Here is a 16,128-nt window from a genome sequence, read left to right as displayed (position 1 = left end):
CCGACGCACGCGTCGCGGCGGGCGGCGTCGCCTCAGATTCAACGCTGCCGCGGCGTCCGATCGTTCATCGGGCTCCGGATTTCTTGCGCAGCCGTGCCTCGAGTTCCTCGGCCATGAGGACCAGCGCCTTGTCGCGGATCTTGGCGGCGCCTTGGTGATATTGGCGCACGGTGCAGGGCACGGGTTCATGCAGGGCAGCCCGGCCTTCGTCCCGGAAGTCCGACCAGCACAGGATCGGCAGGTCGTACAGGCTCGAATCCACCAGCACCCATTCGCGCTCGTCGAGCAACAGCGACATGGGCGGCAGCTCTTCCAGGCCGAAGCAGGTCTGCCGATGCCCCGTCCTCCAATAGCGCCGCCAGGCATTCCACACCGGCGCCGGTATGCGCGAGGGATACTCGGCGAGGGCCGGGACGTCGCGCAGGCGTTCGTACATGGTCAGCCGGTCAAAGACGCGAACAATCGGGATGCTATTCGTCCTCGCCCAGTTCCGGGTCCCAGCCCTTGGCGCGGGCGGCCTGGATGGCGCGATCATAGAATTCGCCATGGCGCTTGAGCAGGTCCGGCGGCAGTCGGCTGGGCAGGTTGGCGTACTTGTCCCATTCGTTCTGGACTCGCTCCATCAGATCCTGCATGCGGCCGACGCTCCAGCCGGCGCAATCCTCGGCTTCCGGGATCAGGCCGAACAGCCAGCCGTCGAGCACGATGCGGCCGAGCTGGGTGAGGCCGTGCTTGTCGTTGTTCAAACCGGGGTAGGTGTTTTCCATGGTCCGTTTCTATCGGGTGAGGCCGGCGTACAGCAGCGGCAACTTTTCAGGCAAGCGCTGCACATGGTCGACGACCATGTAGTTCTTCTGGCCGAAGATGCGCGAGACGTAATTGTCGGCGCGCGGGTCCAGGCTCATGCAGTAGGTGGTGACGCCGAGCTTCGCGACTTCCTCCACCGCCTTTTTCGTATCGTAGCGCAGGTATTGCGGGTCGCGCACGTCGACGTCGGCCGGCTCGCCGTCGGTGATGACAATCAGCAGCTTCTTCGCCGAGCGCTGCAGCTGCAGGTGGTGGCCGGCGTGGCGGATGGCCGCGCCCATGCGGGTGGACAGCTGGCCGGTCATGCCGGCGAGTTTGGCCTTGGGCACTTCGTCCCAGTGCTGGTCGAAGTCCTTGAAGCGGTAGTACTCGACGTCGTGGCGGCCGTCCGAGCAGAAGCCGTGAATCGCGAAGGGGTCGCCGACCTTGTCGATGGCGTCGGCCAGCAGCACGCAGGCCTGCTGGGTGAGTTCGCGCACCGAATATTCCTGGTCCTGCACTTTTTCGTTGGTCGATTCCGACAGGTCGAGCAGCACCAGGATCGAAAAGTCGCGGGTCTTGCGCACGCTGCGCATCATGATGCGCGGATCGGGCTGGTTGCCGAGGCGGATGTCGGTGAAGCTGGCGATCGCGGCGTTGATGTCGATCTCGTCGCCGTCCTCGAGCCGGCGGATGCGCTGCACGCCCTGCGGCTGCATGGCGTCGAGGAGGAACTTCATGCGATGGATCTCGCGCTTGTACTGCGCGGTGATGCCTTCGATGATCGTCAGGTCGCCGGCCCTGGCACGCTTTTCCAGCACCGTGGCCCAGGCCGGGCGCTCGAGCTGGATCTGGTAGTCCCATTCGGCATAGTGGAAGGGGTCGGACAGCGGCTCCTTGCCTTCGAGCGCGTTGAAGCTCTTGCCGCCGCCAGGGTATTGGTCGCCGATGTTCTCGTAGGGGAAGAGCTCGGTGCCCAGCACCCAGATTTCCCCGGCGTCGTCGCCGGCCGTCTCGACGTCGATCTCGTTGGCCATTTCCATCACGCTGACGTACTTGCGCACCTGCTTGACGGACTCGTAGCCGGCACTGGCGGCCTTGTCGAAATCGAATTCCTCGAACTCCCAGAAATAGCGGTTGTCGTCGCGGTAGACCGCGGTGAGGACGTCGGCGCGCGGGTGGAAGGGAATGCGCCGCTCGGTAAATGAATGCGCCAGCTGCACGCCGATTTCCCACGACACCCGGTTGTCCTCCAGCCGCCCGGCGGCCTGGGCGAAGAGGGCGCGCGCCTGCGCGATCCAGGGATCGTCGTCCGCATAGCCGTCGTCCAGCAGGGCGCGGGCGAGGCGGTTTATGGCATCGCCGCAGTTGTTGGCCTGGTTGGCGCCGATGACGTGAAACTTCGCCCACAGCTGCCTGAGGCCGGGGAACTTGCGGATCGCCAGCGCTTCGATGCGGGCATCCTCGATGACCGAGATGACGGCCATCTGCCAGGCGTTGAGCGCCTCGGCCGAGATCGGCTCGCGCGTGTAGGCGATGTGCGCCGCGGCGTGGGCGGCGGTGGCGCGGTAGACCTCGAGCCCGCCGATGACTTCGCCGGCCGGTGTCTTGAAGTCGTCGAAGGCGTCGGGCAGATGGATGAGGTAGTTCTCGATGTAGGGCTTGTAACCCTCGCGCGATTCGAAGTCGCCCGAGGTGGGACGCATGAAGAAATCGCGCGCCCATAGCGCACGCAGATACATGTTGATGCGCCGCTGCACGTCCACCAGCAGCGTCCCCTTGCGCTCCTTCTGCAGCATCGCCAGCGACTCTTTCGACTCGAGGCTGAAATAGCGGATCTGCTCCTCGTAGTTGGTGCGGTGGGCATGCGCGCCCCACAGCGCCCAGCGGCGCAGGCCGCCCAGCGTCAGCTGCTGGAACAGGACTTCCAGCTTGTCCAGCATCGGCCGTACGCCGCGCGGCGCCTGCGCGATCAGGGTGTTGATGAATTGCAGGTAGTTGAGGAAGAGCTGGGCGTCGCCGAGACGATTGGCGGCGGTGGCCGACGTGGCCAGCAGCAGTTCGATCACCGCGCCCGAGGTGCGCGAGGCCAGCATCAGCGAGGCGGCGGCGAGGTCGCCGATGACGTCCTCGCCCACCTCCTTGGCGACCATCGGCGCTTCCTCGATCCATGTCTCCACCAGCGAGTCGCCCTTGCCCAGGCCGTGGATGGCGGCCGTGCCCTTGAGGTAGTTGTCGAGGCCGCGCGGCGAGAACACCTTGGTCGCCTCGTGCCAGGCGGCGTGCAGCGCTTCCTGGCTGTGCGGCGACAGGTTCTCGAGCAGTTCGGCGTAGTCGGCGAGAGTGATCGACATGTTTTACCTCGATGTGCAGTCGGCGGCGGCGGAGTCCTGCCGAGGCTTCAGAAGAAGGTGGTTACCGCGGCATCCAGCGCGTCGCGCATGTCGGGATCGTCGGTGATCGGCCGCACCAGCGCGACGCGGCAGGCCGCCTGCGGATTGACGCCCTTGGCGATCAGGCTGCCGGCGTAGATCAGCATGCGGGTGGACAGGCCTTCGTCGAGGCCGTGGCCCTTGAGGTTGCGCGAGCGCTCGGCGATCGATACCAGCTTGCCGGCAGCCTCGGCGCTGGCCCCGGATTCGTGCGCCACGATCTCGGTTTCGATGGCGTGTTCGGGATAGGTGAAGTCGAGGCCGCCGAAGCGCTGCTTGGTCGACTGCTTGAGGTCCTTCATCAGCGACTGGTAGCCGGGGTTGTAGGAAATCACGATCTGGAAATCGGGATGGGCATGCACCAGCTCGCCCTTCTTCTCCAGCGGCAGCACGCGGCGGTTGTCGGTCAGCGGGTGGATCACCACGGTGGTGTCCTGGCGCGCCTCCACCACTTCGTCGAGGTAGCAGATGGCGCCGTGCCGCGCGGCGATGGCGAGCGGCCCGTCCTGCCATTCGGTGCCCTGGGCGGAGAGCAGGAAGCGGCCGACGAGGTCGGAGGCGGTCATGTCCTCGTTGCAGGCCACGGTGATCAGCGGCTTGTCCAGCCTGTGCGCCATGTATTCGACGAAGCGCGTCTTGCCGCAGCCGGTCGGCCCCTTGAGCATCATCGGCATGCGCACGGAGTAGGCGGCCTCGAACAGTTCCACCTCGTCGGCGACGGCGCGATAGTAGGGTTGCTGGGTGATGCGGTATTGATCGACGATGTTGCTCATGCGAGGCTCCTTGAAGAGAACGCGGATTTGTCCATGAATGGGGCGCGGGGCACGACGCGCCGGCGCGCCATTCGTCGAAAGACCCGGAAAAAGAGCCCCCGCGGCGCTTGCCGCGCGGCGGGGGCCGATTACCGCCAAGCGCTTCGCGATTCAGACCGTCTTGCCGCGGAAGATCACCATGGCCGCGCCTTGCGATTGCTTGAAGTTGTCGTAGCCGACCAGGCGCACGTGGTTGTTGGGGTTGGCCTTGTGGCAGGCCTCGGCTTCGGCCAGCACGCGATCCACGTCGGTCTCGCCGAACATCGGCAGCTTCCACATGTACCAGTACGAATCCATCATGTACTCGGGCTCGATGTGTTCGATGGCCGGGTTCCAGCCCTTCTTCACCAGGTACTCGACCTGCTTCTTGATGCTGGCCGCGTCCATCGCGGGCAGGTAGGAGAAGGTCTCGAATTTCCGGCTGGAGGGGTCGGAAAGGCGCGAGTTGTAATCCATCACTTCAGACATTTGATTTCCTTTCGAATTGGGTTGAGCGTGGGTCGGCTTACTTGTGGGCGACGTCCAGCTTGTCGACGGTGTCGAACTCGAACTTGATCTCCTTCCAGGTCTCCATGGCGATCTTCAGCTCGGGCGAGTGCTTGGCGGCCTCGGTCAGGATGGTCTTGCCTTCCTTCTCGACGGCGACGCCCTTGTTGCGCGCCTCGACGCAGGCTTCCAGCGCGACGCGGTTGGCGGCGGCGCCGGCGGCGTTGCCCCAGGGGTGGCCGAGGGTGCCGCCGCCGAACTGCAGCACCGAGTCGTCACCGAAGATGGTGACCAGCGCCGGCATGTGCCAGACGTGGATGCCGCCGGAGGCGACGGGCAGCACGCCGGGCATGGAGCCGAAGTCCTGGTCGAACATGATGCCGCGGCTGCGGTCTTCCTTGATGAAGTCGTCGCGCATGATGTCGATCCAGCCCAGCGTCGCTTCGCGGTCGCCTTCCAGCTTGCCGACGACGGTGCCGGAGTGCAGGTGGTCGCCGCCGGACAGGCGCAGGCACTTGGTCAGCACGCGGAAGTGGATGCCGTGGTGCGGGTTGCGGTCGAGCACGGCGTGCATGGCGCGGTGGATGTGCAGCAGCATGCCGTTGTCGCGGCACCAGTTGGCCAGGCCGGTGTTGGCGGTGAAGCCGCCGGTCAGGTAGTCGTGCATGATGATCGGGGCGCCGATGGACTTGGCGTATTCGGCGCGCTTGTACATCTCTTCCGGGGTCGGCGCGGTGACGTTGAGGTAGTGGCCCTTGCGCTCGCCGGTTTCGCGCTGCGCCTTCTCGGTCGCTTCCTGCACGAAGTCGAAGCGCTGCTTCCAGCGCATGAAGGGCTGGCTGTTGACGTTCTCGTCGTCCTTGGTGAAGTCGAGGCCGCCGCGCAGGCACTCGTAGACGGCGCGGCCGTAGTTCTTGGCGGAGAGGCCGAGCTTGGGCTTGATGGTGCAGCCCAGCAGCGGACGGCCATACTTGTTCATGATGTCGCGCTCGACCTGGATGCCGTGGGGCGGGCCGCCGCAGGTCTTGACGTAGGCGATGGGGAAGCGCACGTCCTCGAGGCGCAGGGCGCGCAGGGCCTTGAAGCCGAAGACGTTGCCGACCAGCGAGGTCAGCACGTTGACGACGGAGCCTTCCTCGAACAGGTCGATCGGGTAGGCGACGAAGGCGTAGAAGCAGGTGTCGTCGCCGGGCACGTCCTCGATCCGGTAGGCGCGGCCCTTGTAGTAGTCGAGGTCGGTCAGCAAGTCGGTCCACACCGTGGTCCAGGTGCCGGTGGACGACTCGGCGGCCACGGCGGCGGCGACTTCCTCGCGGGCGACGCCCGGCTGCGGGGTGACCTTGAAGCAGGCGAGGATATCGGTGTCCTTGGGGGTGTATTCCGGGGTCCAGTAGGTCTGGCGATATTCCTTCACGCCAGCGTTGTAGGTCTTAACAGCCATGTCTCGCTCCTTGCTAGGATGTTGGTTGGCGGGCAGGTCGGACCCTGTCCGCATGCAGATGCAGCGCATCGGTGCAGTGCATGGGGCGTGACTTTAAGGACTTGAAGTAATAAACAGAACGTAATGTTTCTAACTTCCATGATTTACTCTGGTAAATGATTCGCCACTGGACATTGCAGCAGTTCCGCCTCTTCGAGGCCGTGGCACGGCATCGCAGCTACACGCGCGCGGCGGAAGAGCTGCACCTGACCCAGCCGGCGGTCCACATCCAGGTCAAGCGGCTGGAAGAGAGCATGGGCCTGCCCTTGATCGAACTGGTCGGGAAGAAACTGCTGCTCACTCGCGCCGGCGACGAGGTCTACGCGGCGGCCCTCGAAGTGACGGCGCGCCTTCAGACGCTCGCCGGCAGACTCACGGACATGAAGGGCAAGGTGGCCGGGCCGCTGAAGGTGGCGGTGGTCACCTCGGCCAAGTTCTTCATGCCCCATTACCTGGGGCGCTTCGTGCACGAATACCCCGAGGTGCAGCCCCAGCTGACGGTGACCAATCGGGCACGGGTGCTGGAAAGGCTTTCCAACAACCTCGACGATTTCGTCGTCCTCGGCCAGATTCCCGGGAATCTGGATCTGGTCGCGCTGCCTTTCCTGGAAAACCCGCTGGTCCTGGCGGCGCACCCGGACCATCCGCTGGCCAGGGAGAAGAACATTCCGATCACGCGCCTCGCCGACGAGCGCTTCCTGCTGCGCGAACCCGGCTCGGGCACGCGCAGCAGCACCGAGCGGCTGTTCGCGGAACATGGGTTGCAACTCAAACCCTATATGGAACTGGGTTCCGGCGAAGCCATCAAGCAGGCCATCATGGCGGATCTGGGAATCTCCATCGTGCCGATGGGAAGCCTCGAGCTCGAACTCGACGCCGGGCGCATTGCGATTCTGGACGTGGAAGGCTTTCCCATGCGCAGGATGTGGCATGCGGCGCACCTTGGCGGCAAGCGCCTTGGACTCACCGCAGCGACTTTCCTCGAGTTTCTCGTACGCGAGGGGGCGAAGACGGTTCCTGCGGCACGGCGGGGGAAGGTCAAGCGGAAGTAGCGCGGACCGATGGTCGGCCATTGCCGCCGCTCTTTCGCCAGACGTGATAAATGGTTCGGAGCGCCACCTTGCCCTTGAAACCGAAGACCTTCGGTGCCGGCGACGCCCCGCAGGCAGTCTCCTTGGGGGACGCGGCGGAGTGGACGCACGTCGGCGGACATGGCTTTACAATGGAAACCATGGCTCTGACCGTTACCCCGTCATGAACGCTCCCGACCCCGTCCGGCTTCCCAGCAGCTACATGCAGCGCCTGCGCTCGGCCGGCATCGAGCCGGGCGACGGCGCCGAGGTGCAGCTCAGCAAGTCGCTGCTGATGCTCGCCACCGGCCTGGTCACGGTGGCGACCATGCTCTGGGTCGCCATCTACCAGCTGCTGGGCCTGAAGTTCTCCGCGACCCTGCCGTTCGCCTTCCAGCTGCTGCTGGTGGGCAACATGCTGCTCTATTTCCAGACGCGCCACTTCGGGTTCTTCCGCGTCACCCAGCTCGGCCTGTTCCTGTTCCTGCCCTTCGTCGCGCATTGGGCCGCAGGCAATGTCATCTCCTCGAGCGGCGTCATCCTCTGGAGCGTGCTGGCGCCCGTCGGGGCGATGCTGAGCAGCGGGGCGCGCCAGTCGCTCGCCTGGTTCGTCGCCTGGATCCTGCTGACCTCGGTCTCGGGCGCCGCTGACTACCATTACGCCGATCCACATCTGGTGCAGACCTCGCTTGTGCCGCTGCGCGTCAGCCTGGTGTTCTTCGCCCTGAATTTCATCGCGATCGTCAGCATCATCTACGCGCTGCTCTGCTTCGCGGTCGAACAGAAGCGCAGGATCCAGATCAGGCTCGAGCAGTCGCGCGAGGCCACCGACAAGCTGTTCGGCAGCCTGCTGCTCTGATCGCGCCGGACGAGGTGAAACCCGCCTCCTGGACAGGACGACAAGGGGATCGCTTGTTCTTGTCGTCGCGCGGTTCAGCGCCAACCATCCCCGAATCTGCAAGGAATCACGATGCTCCAGAATGACGATGTCAGCATGGCCCTGTTCTGCGATTTCGAGAACGTCGCGCTCGGCGTGCGCGACGCCCAGTACGAAAAGTTCGACATCAAGCCCATCCTCGAACGGCTGCTGCTCAAGGGCAGCATCGTTGTCAAGAAGGCCTATTGCGACTGGGAGCGCTACAAGAGCTTCAAGGCCGGCATGCACGAGGCCAACTTCGAGCTGATCGAGATTCCCCACGTGCGCCAGTCCGGCAAGAACTCGGCCGACATCCGCCTGGTGGTCGACGCCCTCGACCTCTGCTACACGAAATCTCACGTCAACACCTTCGTCATCATCAGCGGCGATTCCGATTTCTCGCCGCTGGTGTCCAAGCTGCGCGAGAACGCCAAGCGGGTCATCGGTGTCGGCGTCAAGCAGTCGACCTCGGACCTGCTGATCGCCAACTGCGACGAGTTCATCTATTACGACGACATCGTGCGCGAGCGCGAGTCCAAGCGCGGCGGCGTCCGTCGCGACACCCGCGAGGCGCACGCCAAACGCTCGCCCGAGGACGAAAAGGCGAAGCGCGAGGAAATGGACGCGCGCCGGGCCAAGGGCCTCGACATGGCGGCGGAGACGCTGGAAGCCCTGCTCGAGGACCGCGCCGACGACGAGCGCGTCTGGGCCTCGGTGCTGAAGGAGGCGCTGAAGCGGCGCAACCCCGGCTTCAACGAGTCTTATTTCGGCTTCAAGACCTTCGGCGCCATGCTCGAGGAGGCGCAGAAGTGCGGCCTCCTCGAGTTCGGCCGCGACGAGAAGTCCGGCGCCTACGTGAAGCGCCGCGCGGCGGGTGCGGCGATGCCCGTCGCCGTAACGCCGGAGCCGACTTTCGTGGCCGAATCCGCGGCCGCGCCGGCGACTGCAGTCGCGCCGGCAGCCGAGTCCGTGGCCGAGGCGGCGCCGGCCCCGGCACCGCGCCGCCGTGCGCGCAGCAAGAAGAGCGAAGCTGCGCCGGTGCCCGCGCCCGTCGCCGTCGCCACGGAGAAGCCTGCCCGAAAGCGCCCCGCCAAGCCGCGTACCAGTCGCGCGAAGAAACCCGTCGTCAAGGGCGAGGACTAGCCGATCCGGTAAAATTGCCGGCTCTCACACCCATCCAGGCCGCAGCGCACCATGAAGCACATCGTCGACGACGTCCGCATCAAGGAGATCAAGGAACTTTCTCCTCCCGCCCATATCCTGCGCGAGTTTCCCGCCAGCGAGCCGGCTGCGGCGGCGACCTTCGATGCGCGCGCCGCCATCCACCGCATCCTCCATGGCTCCGACGACCGCCTGCTGGTGGTGATCGGGCCCTGTTCGATCCACGACTACGATGCGGCGATGGAATACGCGCGCCGCCTCAAGGGCGAGCGCGACCGCCTCGGCGCCGACCTGCAGATCGTCATGCGGGTCTATTTCGAGAAGCCGCGCACCACCGTCGGCTGGAAGGGCCTGATCAACGACCCGCGCCTCGACGGCAGCTACAAGATCAACGAGGGCCTGCGCCTCGCCCGCAAGCTGCTGTGGGAGATCAACGAGCTCGGCCTGCCCTGCGCCACGGAGTTCCTCGACACCATCACTCCGCAATACACGGCCGACCTCATCAGCTGGGGCGCCATCGGCGCGCGCACTACCGAGTCGCAGGTGCACCGCGAACTGGCCTCGGGCCTGTCGTGCCCGGTCGGTTTCAAGAACGGCACAGACGGCAACATCAAGATCGCGGTCGATGCCATCAAGGCCGCCGCCGCCACCCACCATTTCCTCTCGGTGACCAAGGCCGGCCACTCGGCCATTGTCTCCACCAACGGCAACGAGGACTGCCACGTCATCCTGCGCGGCGGCAAGAAGCCGAACTTCGACGCGGCCAGCGTCGATGCCGCCTGCACCGACCTGGGCAAGTCCGGCCTCGCCGCGCGGGTGATGGTCGACTTTTCCCACGCCAACTGCAGCAAGCAGTTCAAGAAGCAGCTCGAGGTGGCGCGCGACGTCGCCGCGCAGCTCGCCGGCGGCGAGGACCGCATTTTCGGCGTGATGATCGAGTCCCACCTCAAGGAAGGCCGTCAGGACCTGCGTCCCGGCATCGCGCTCGACCATGGCGTCTCAATCACCGACGCCTGCCTCGGCTGGGAAGACAGCGTCATGGCGCTGGAGATCCTCGCCGAGGCCGTGCGCCAGCGGCGCCTCGCCTTGGCCGAGAAGTAACAGTATTGGCCCCCCACGCTCGCAGAACCGGCTCGCTGCCCCCCACGGGGGGGCGTATGTCCCCTTGGGGCGGCCCGGCGGGGACATAGCCGCGATGAGTTCAAGCGCGAAACGGCTCTTCCTCGCGCTTCTTCCGCTCACACTCGCCTTCCGCCTCTGGCTCGGCTGGGCGCTGCCGGTCACCGGAGACGAGGCCTATTTCGTCGACTGGGGCAGACATCCCGACTGGGGTTTCTACGACCACCCGCCGATGGTTGGCTGGTGGCTGGCGGCGCAACTCCTGCTCGGCGACGCGCCGGTCTGGCTGCGCCTGTCGTCCATCCTGCAGCCGGCGCTGCTTGCCGGGGCGGTGGCCTGGATGCTGCCCCGTCTCGCGCCGACAGCCGACCCGGCGCGCGCCTGGTGGGCGGCGCTGCTGGTGCTGCTGGCGCCGGTCAACGTCTGGAACGTCGCCGTCACCACCGACACGCCGCTGATCTACTTCTCGGTGCTGGCCGCGCTGGCCTGGCTGCGCGCGACGCGCGACGATCACCGCGGCTGGTATCTCGCCGCCGGCCTGATGCTGGCCGGCGCGGTGCTGTCGAAGTATTTCGCCGCGCTGCTCGGCTTCGCCTTCCTCGTTCACGCGTTGTCCCTGCGCCGCCGACAGGTGTTCCTCGGTCTCGCCATCGCCTATGCCTGCACCCTGCCGGCGCTGGCACTGATGGCCTGGTGGAATGCCGGCCACTGCTGGGTCAACGTGATGTTCAATTTCATCAACCGCCACGAGGGGGCCGGGCTCAATGCGGTGACGCTGCCGCTCTACCTCGTCTCGCTGCTCTACGTCGTGACCCCGCCGGCGCTGTGGCTGTGGTGGAAGACGCGCGCCGTCAAGGGTCAGATGAGCGGCCTCTGGCTGATCGCCGCGGTGCCCTTCGCCCTGTTCGCCGTCATGGCGCTGGCCAAGACCATCGGCCTGCACTGGCTGCTCGGCTTCGTGCCGCTGGTGCTGCTCTGGCTCGCGCTGCGCCTGCCCGAGACGACGCTGGCGAAGCTCGGCAGTTTCTTCATCGGCTTCGCCGCGCTGCATGTCGCCATCGTCGCCGCCATCGCCGCGCTGCCGATGGAGACCTGGAAGAGCAACAAGCTCTACGACGGCATCGTGCTGACCTTCGAAGCCGAGGCCCTGGTCGAGCGCCTGCGCCCCTTCGCCGACTACGCCTGGGCGAGCGATGGCTATTCGAACGCGGCGACGTTATCGTTCCGCTCGCCGCAGCGCTTCATGGTCTTCGGCGAGGGCAGCTACCATGCGCGACAGGACGATTTCGCCACCGACTGGCGCATGCATGACGGTGGCAACATCCTGATCCTGACCAAGCGCCGTGACGCCGCGAGCGAGTACGCGCGCTTCTTCCACGAGGTGGAACTCAAGACCATCGAGCTGCGTGGCGTGAGCTTCACCGTCGTGCTCGGCCGCGGCTTCGACTACGCCCGCTATCGCGACGAGGTGCTCGCGCGCGTCAGGAGCCGGTACTATGCGTTACCCGCATGGTTGCCGCAGCGGGCTTGCGGCTTCTGCGAGCGATATTTCCCGGACAGCGCATGCACCCGTTGATCAGGCTCCTGCGGCCGCACCAGTGGATCAAGAACGGCTTCGTCTTCGTCGGCCTGCTGTTCGGTCACGCCTGGCACGACCCGGGCAAGGCGACGATGGCACTGGCCGCGTTCGCCGCCTTCTGCCTGCTCGCCTCGGCCGTGTACGTCATGAACGACCTTGCCGACCGCGAGCAGGACCGGTTGCATCCGGACAAGCGCCACCGTCCGCTGGCCAGCGGCGCGATCGGCACGGGTACGGCCATCGCGCTCGGCCTGGCCTGCCTGGTCGGCGGCCTGGCGCTCGCCTTCACCGTCGCCGGCAATGCGCCCTGGATCTTCGTCGCCTACCTGCTGCTCAACGCGGCCTACAGCGCCGGTCTCAAGCACGTCGTCATCCTCGACGTCTTCATCATCGCCGCCGGCTTCATGCTGCGCCTGCTGGCCGGCACCGTCGGCATCGGCATCGCCCCGTCGCACTGGCTGCTGCTGTGCGGCCTCATGCTCACGCTGTTCCTCGGCTTCGCCAAGCGCCGCGCCGAACTCGGCGCGTTGATGGAAAACAGCGGAGGCCACCGCCGCGTGCTCGAGCATTACTCGGAGGCCATGCTCGACCAGTTCCTGACCATGACGGCGGTCGGCACCGTCGTCACCTACAGTCTCTACACCGTCAGTACCGAGACGGTGGTGCAGCACGGCACGACCCGCCTGATGGTGACCGTGCCCTTCGTCCTCTATGGCGTGCTGCGCTACCTCTACCTGCTGCATCGCCGCGGCGGCGGCGGCGATCCGGCGCGCGAACTGTTCCGCGACGGCCACCTGCTGGCGGCGCTGGCCGGCTGGCTGGCGACGGTGCTGGCCGTGCTCGCCCGCTGAATGCGGCGATCGCTATAATGGCCGCGAGGCGAGACAAGGCAAACGTCATGACGCAGGGCGACTCCGATCACTTTTCCAAGTTCGAGCATCTCGGCGATGCCGTCCCTTTCGTCGGGCGCATCCGCGAGATCATCCAGCACATCGCCCTCTTCGAGGATTTCGAGGAGGAGGAGCTTTCGCACCTCGCCACCTACATGGACTGCTACCGCGCGCCCGCCGGCAGCGAGATCATCCGCGAAAGCGAGCCCGGCGATTTCATGCTGCTGGTGATCGAGGGCAGCGTCGAAATCATGAAGAAGGACGCCACCGGGGTGCCGGCGCGCATCGGTTACGCCGGGCCGGGCAAGACGCTGGGCGAGATGTCGCTGATCGACGGCGAGCCGCGCTTCGCCAGCTGCATCGCCACCTCGGATCTGGTCTTCGCCGTGCTCGACCGCGCGCACCTGACCCGCCTGATCGCCGCCGAGCCCGACATCGGCGTCAAGATCCTCATGGAACTGCTGATGCTGCTCAACCAGCGCCTGCGCGTGGTGGGCAGGCAGCTCATGGCCTGCCTGGAAAAACGACTTCCCAGGATCAGCTGACCCGCCGGGCCAACCGATTCCGGGCATTTCAGGCCCCCCGGCCCCTTCTTCGCGGAGGGGGCGCTTTCCGGCTCGCTGCGACCGGAGGAAGTGCAAAGCCGCTCGAATGTCACGGCGTGCGATGTGCGAACCCTTGATCTTGCGCAACGTCGTGCCGGCCTGGTTCATTAGAATCCGCTGATCCTTTGCGAGGTTGGCGATGAGTATAAGCGGCGCTCCCAATGTGCGCGGCGTCGGCGGTCCCGGGCGTCGCACGGTTTACAGCATGTGCGGCATGTGCGCGACGCGCTGCCCGATCGAGGTCACGGTCGAGGACGGCCGCGTGTCGTGGCTGCAGGGCAACCCCAACGACAGCGTGATGGGCGCGAGCCTGTGCGCGCGCGGTGCCGCCGGCATTCCCTTCGAATACGACGACGAGCGGCCGCAGACGCCGCTGGTCCGCACCGGCCCGCGCGGTGCCGGGCAATGGCGGCGCGCCTCTTGGGACGAGGCGCTCGACTTCGTCGCCGATCGCCTGCGCGAGGTCATCGACGAGTTCGGCGGCCGCGGCATCGCGCTGTCGGATCGCGGCGGTCCCTTCACCGATCTGACGCGGACCTTCCTGCGTGCGTTCGGCTCGCCCAACTACTTCGACCACGACGCCACCTGCGGCGCCAACGCCCATCACGCCGCGCTGTCGCTCGTCGGCGCGGGGCGCTCGTCGATCGGCTTCGACTACCGCCGCGCCCGCCACATCGTGCTCTACGGCCGCAACATCGTCGAGTCGCTCAAGGTCAAGGAAGCCAAGGAATTCATGGCGGCGCTGGCCAATGGCGCACGCTGCACCTACATCGACCCGCGCGCCAGTTTCACCGCGGCCAAGGCCACGCGCTACTGGCAGGTGCGACCCAACAGCGACTATGCGCTGAACCTCGCCATCATCCACGAGGTCCTGAAGCAGGAGGCCTACGACAAGGACTTCGTCGCCCGTTTCGTCTCCGGCATGGACGTGCTGCGCGAGGCGGTGTGCGAGACCACGCCCGAGTGGCAGCAGCAGCACACCGGCATCGCGGCCGCAGAAATCCGCGACTTCGTGCGCGAGATCGCCGAAGATGCCCCGCACGTGATCTTCCATCCGGGCTGGATGGTGGCGCGCCACAAGCAGTCCTTTTACGTCAGCCGCACGACGCTGATCCTCAACGCCCTGATGGGCTCGGTCGAAACGGAAGGCGGCATCGTGCTGGCGAAGACGCCCGAGGATATCGGTCGCAAGGGCCTGCGCCGGCTCGCCGACCGTCTGCCGGGACCGGGCGAGCCGCGCGTCGACGGTGCCGGCACCGAGCATCCGCAGTGGGATCCCGCCAAGGGTCTGCTGCATGGCCTCTTCGCCGCGCTGGAGAGCGGACAGCCCTACGGCATCGGCGCCTACTTCGCCTACCGCCACGACCCGCTGACCAGCATGCCCGACCCCGAAGCGCTCAAGCGGGCGTTCGACAAGCTCAAGCTGCTGGTGGCCATCGACGTGCGCTATTCGGAGACGGCCTGGCTCGCCGACGTCATCCTGCCCGAATCGACCTATCTCGAGCGCGCCAACATCCTCGCCCAGCACAACGGCGCGCGGCCCGCTTTCGGCCTGCGCGACCAGGCCGTCGCGCCGCGCTTCGACAGCCGGCCGGCGTGGTGGATATTCCGCGAGATCCTGCGCCGGCTCGGACTCGGGGATGCGCTCGACTTCGAAAGCATCGAGGAGCTGTGGGATTACCAGCTCGAGGGGACCGGCGTTACCGTGGCGCAGCTGCGCGAGAACGGCGTCGTCGGTCTTGCCGACGCCCCGTTCATCACGCCCCGCGACCAACTCAAGTTCAGGACGCCGTCGGGCAGGATCGAGATCGACAGCGCGATCCTGCAGGCGGCCGGTTTGCCCTGCTTCGCGCCCTTCGCGTCGCACGAGGCGCCGAGCGGCGATCGCTTCCACCTGCTGTTCGGCCGGCCCCCGGTGCTGACCCATGGCCAGTCGCTCAACAACCCGCTGCTCAACGAAATCGCGCCGGAACAGACGTTGTGGATCCATCCCGCCCGCGCCGCGCCGCTGGGCATCGTCGACGGCGACGAGGTCGAGATCTCCGGCGGCCGCTATTCGGCCTTCATGAAGGCGAAGGTCACGCCGTGGATCCATCCGGACGCGGTGTTCATGCTGCACGGCTACGGCGCGACGGTGCCGCTGGCGACGCGCGCCTGCGGCCTCGGCGTGGCAGACCAGCGGCTGCAGGAAGGCAGGCTCCACGATTTCGACCCTGCGGGTGGGGGAAATGCGCTGACCGAGACCATCGTCCAGGTCCGCCGCAAGGAAACGAAGAAATGAGCAAATACATCCTGCGCCACGACGAGGCCAACTGCATCGGCTGCCAGGCCTGCGAGGTGCACTGCAAGACCAACAAGGGGCTGGAAGCCGGCCCGGCGCCGTGCAAGATCGTCACCGTCGGTCCCGTCGCGGTGGAAGGGCGCCCGCGCATCCGCTTCGTCTTCATGCCCTGCTTCCAGTGCGAGGAAGCCTGGTGCGCCAAGGCCTGCCCCACCGGCGCCATGCAGCGGCGCGAGAAGGACGGCATCGTCTTCGTCAATGCCAGCGCCTGCGTCGGCTGCAAGAGCTGCATCGCCGCCTGCCCGTGGGGCACGCCGCAGTGGGACCCGGTCACGCGCAAGGTGGTGAAGTGCGACTTCTGCATGGACCGCCTCGATGCCGGGCTGGAGCCCGCGTGCGTCACCAAGTGCGTCACCGGCTGCCTCAGCTTCGGCGTCGCCAACGAAGCGCCGGACCCGCGTCGCGAGCGCTATGCGCGGCAGATCGTCGGCGGGTCGTTCTAAGAGGCGAC

The 16,128-nt window shown here is 66.4% G+C and carries 15 protein-coding genes; 9 read left to right on the top strand and 6 right to left on the bottom strand.

Features of this window, described 5'->3' with window-relative positions:
* Positions 1-64: 64 nt before the first annotated feature.
* From EJE94_RS01200 to EJE94_RS01175, 6 genes are all read right to left on the bottom strand, one after another.
* The gene (locus tag EJE94_RS01200; protein WP_121239670.1) at positions 65-436 is read right to left on the bottom strand and encodes a hypothetical protein; all 372 of its coding nucleotides are present in this window, start codon (positions 434-436) and stop codon (positions 65-67) included.
* Positions 437-470: 34 nt separating this feature from the next.
* Positions 471-767 (bottom strand): hypothetical protein, encoded by a 297-nt coding sequence (locus EJE94_RS01195; protein WP_121239669.1) that lies wholly within the window; start codon positions 765-767, stop codon positions 471-473.
* 9 nt (positions 768-776) lie between these two features.
* The gene (locus tag EJE94_RS01190) at positions 777-3,140 is read right to left on the bottom strand and encodes a nitric oxide reductase activation protein NorD (protein ID WP_121239668.1); all 2,364 of its coding nucleotides are present in this window, start codon (positions 3,138-3,140) and stop codon (positions 777-779) included.
* Positions 3,141-3,187: 47 nt separating this feature from the next.
* The gene (locus EJE94_RS01185) at positions 3,188-3,991 is read right to left on the bottom strand and encodes a CbbQ/NirQ/NorQ/GpvN family protein (RefSeq protein ID WP_121239667.1); all 804 of its coding nucleotides are present in this window, start codon (positions 3,989-3,991) and stop codon (positions 3,188-3,190) included.
* A 150-nt stretch (positions 3,992-4,141) separates the two neighbouring features.
* On the bottom strand, positions 4,142-4,498 hold the full coding sequence (locus EJE94_RS01180) for a ribulose bisphosphate carboxylase small subunit (RefSeq protein WP_121239666.1): 357 nt from the start codon (positions 4,496-4,498) through the stop codon (positions 4,142-4,144).
* A 37-nt stretch (positions 4,499-4,535) separates the two neighbouring features.
* Complete coding sequence (locus tag EJE94_RS01175; RefSeq protein WP_121239665.1) at positions 4,536-5,957, bottom strand: form I ribulose bisphosphate carboxylase large subunit; 1,422 nt, start codon at positions 5,955-5,957, stop codon at positions 4,536-4,538.
* A gap of 155 nt (positions 5,958-6,112) precedes the next feature.
* Between EJE94_RS01175 and EJE94_RS01170 the strand changes: the two genes are divergently transcribed.
* The 9 genes from EJE94_RS01170 (at position 6,113) to EJE94_RS01130 (ending at position 16,120) form a co-directional block, all read left to right on the top strand.
* The gene (locus EJE94_RS01170; protein ID WP_121239664.1) at positions 6,113-7,048 is read left to right on the top strand and encodes a LysR family transcriptional regulator; all 936 of its coding nucleotides are present in this window, start codon (positions 6,113-6,115) and stop codon (positions 7,046-7,048) included.
* 202 nt (positions 7,049-7,250) lie between these two features.
* Positions 7,251-7,925: a hypothetical protein gene (locus EJE94_RS01165; protein ID WP_121239663.1), complete on the top strand. Its 675-nt coding sequence runs from the start codon at positions 7,251-7,253 to the stop codon at positions 7,923-7,925.
* A gap of 111 nt (positions 7,926-8,036) precedes the next feature.
* Entirely contained in the window at positions 8,037-9,125 is a 1,089-nt protein-coding gene (locus tag EJE94_RS01160; RefSeq protein WP_207855630.1) for an NYN domain-containing protein, read from the top strand.
* A 51-nt stretch (positions 9,126-9,176) separates the two neighbouring features.
* Positions 9,177-10,244, top strand: a complete 1,068-nt coding sequence (aroG, locus tag EJE94_RS01155; protein WP_121239662.1) for a 3-deoxy-7-phosphoheptulonate synthase AroG — start codon at positions 9,177-9,179, stop codon at positions 10,242-10,244.
* 94 nt (positions 10,245-10,338) lie between these two features.
* Positions 10,339-11,838 (top strand): ArnT family glycosyltransferase, encoded by a 1,500-nt coding sequence (locus EJE94_RS01150; RefSeq protein ID WP_165904726.1) that lies wholly within the window; start codon positions 10,339-10,341, stop codon positions 11,836-11,838.
* Positions 11,826-12,692 carry a decaprenyl-phosphate phosphoribosyltransferase gene (locus tag EJE94_RS01145; protein WP_121239660.1) on the top strand — a complete coding sequence of 289 codons (867 nt, stop codon included), beginning with the start codon at positions 11,826-11,828 and terminating at the stop codon, positions 12,690-12,692. Before EJE94_RS01150 ends, EJE94_RS01145 begins: the two co-directional genes overlap by 13 nt.
* 47 nt (positions 12,693-12,739) lie before the next feature.
* Positions 12,740-13,276 carry a cyclic nucleotide-binding domain-containing protein gene (locus EJE94_RS01140; protein WP_165904725.1) on the top strand — a complete coding sequence of 179 codons (537 nt, stop codon included), beginning with the start codon at positions 12,740-12,742 and terminating at the stop codon, positions 13,274-13,276.
* Positions 13,277-13,475: 199 nt separating this feature from the next.
* Positions 13,476-15,617, top strand: a complete 2,142-nt coding sequence (locus tag EJE94_RS01135; RefSeq protein WP_121239658.1) for a molybdopterin-containing oxidoreductase family protein — start codon at positions 13,476-13,478, stop codon at positions 15,615-15,617.
* Positions 15,614-16,120 carry a 4Fe-4S dicluster domain-containing protein gene (locus EJE94_RS01130; protein WP_121239657.1) on the top strand — a complete coding sequence of 169 codons (507 nt, stop codon included), beginning with the start codon at positions 15,614-15,616 and terminating at the stop codon, positions 16,118-16,120. Before EJE94_RS01135 ends, EJE94_RS01130 begins: the two co-directional genes overlap by 4 nt.
* Positions 16,121-16,128 lie beyond the last annotated feature (8 nt).

Origin of the sequence: Sulfurisoma sediminicola (genome assembly GCF_003865015.1) — a bacterium.
Lineage (GTDB): Bacteria > Pseudomonadota > Gammaproteobacteria > Burkholderiales > Rhodocyclaceae > Sulfurisoma > Sulfurisoma sediminicola.
This window is presented reverse-complemented; position numbering and strand designations above follow the sequence as displayed.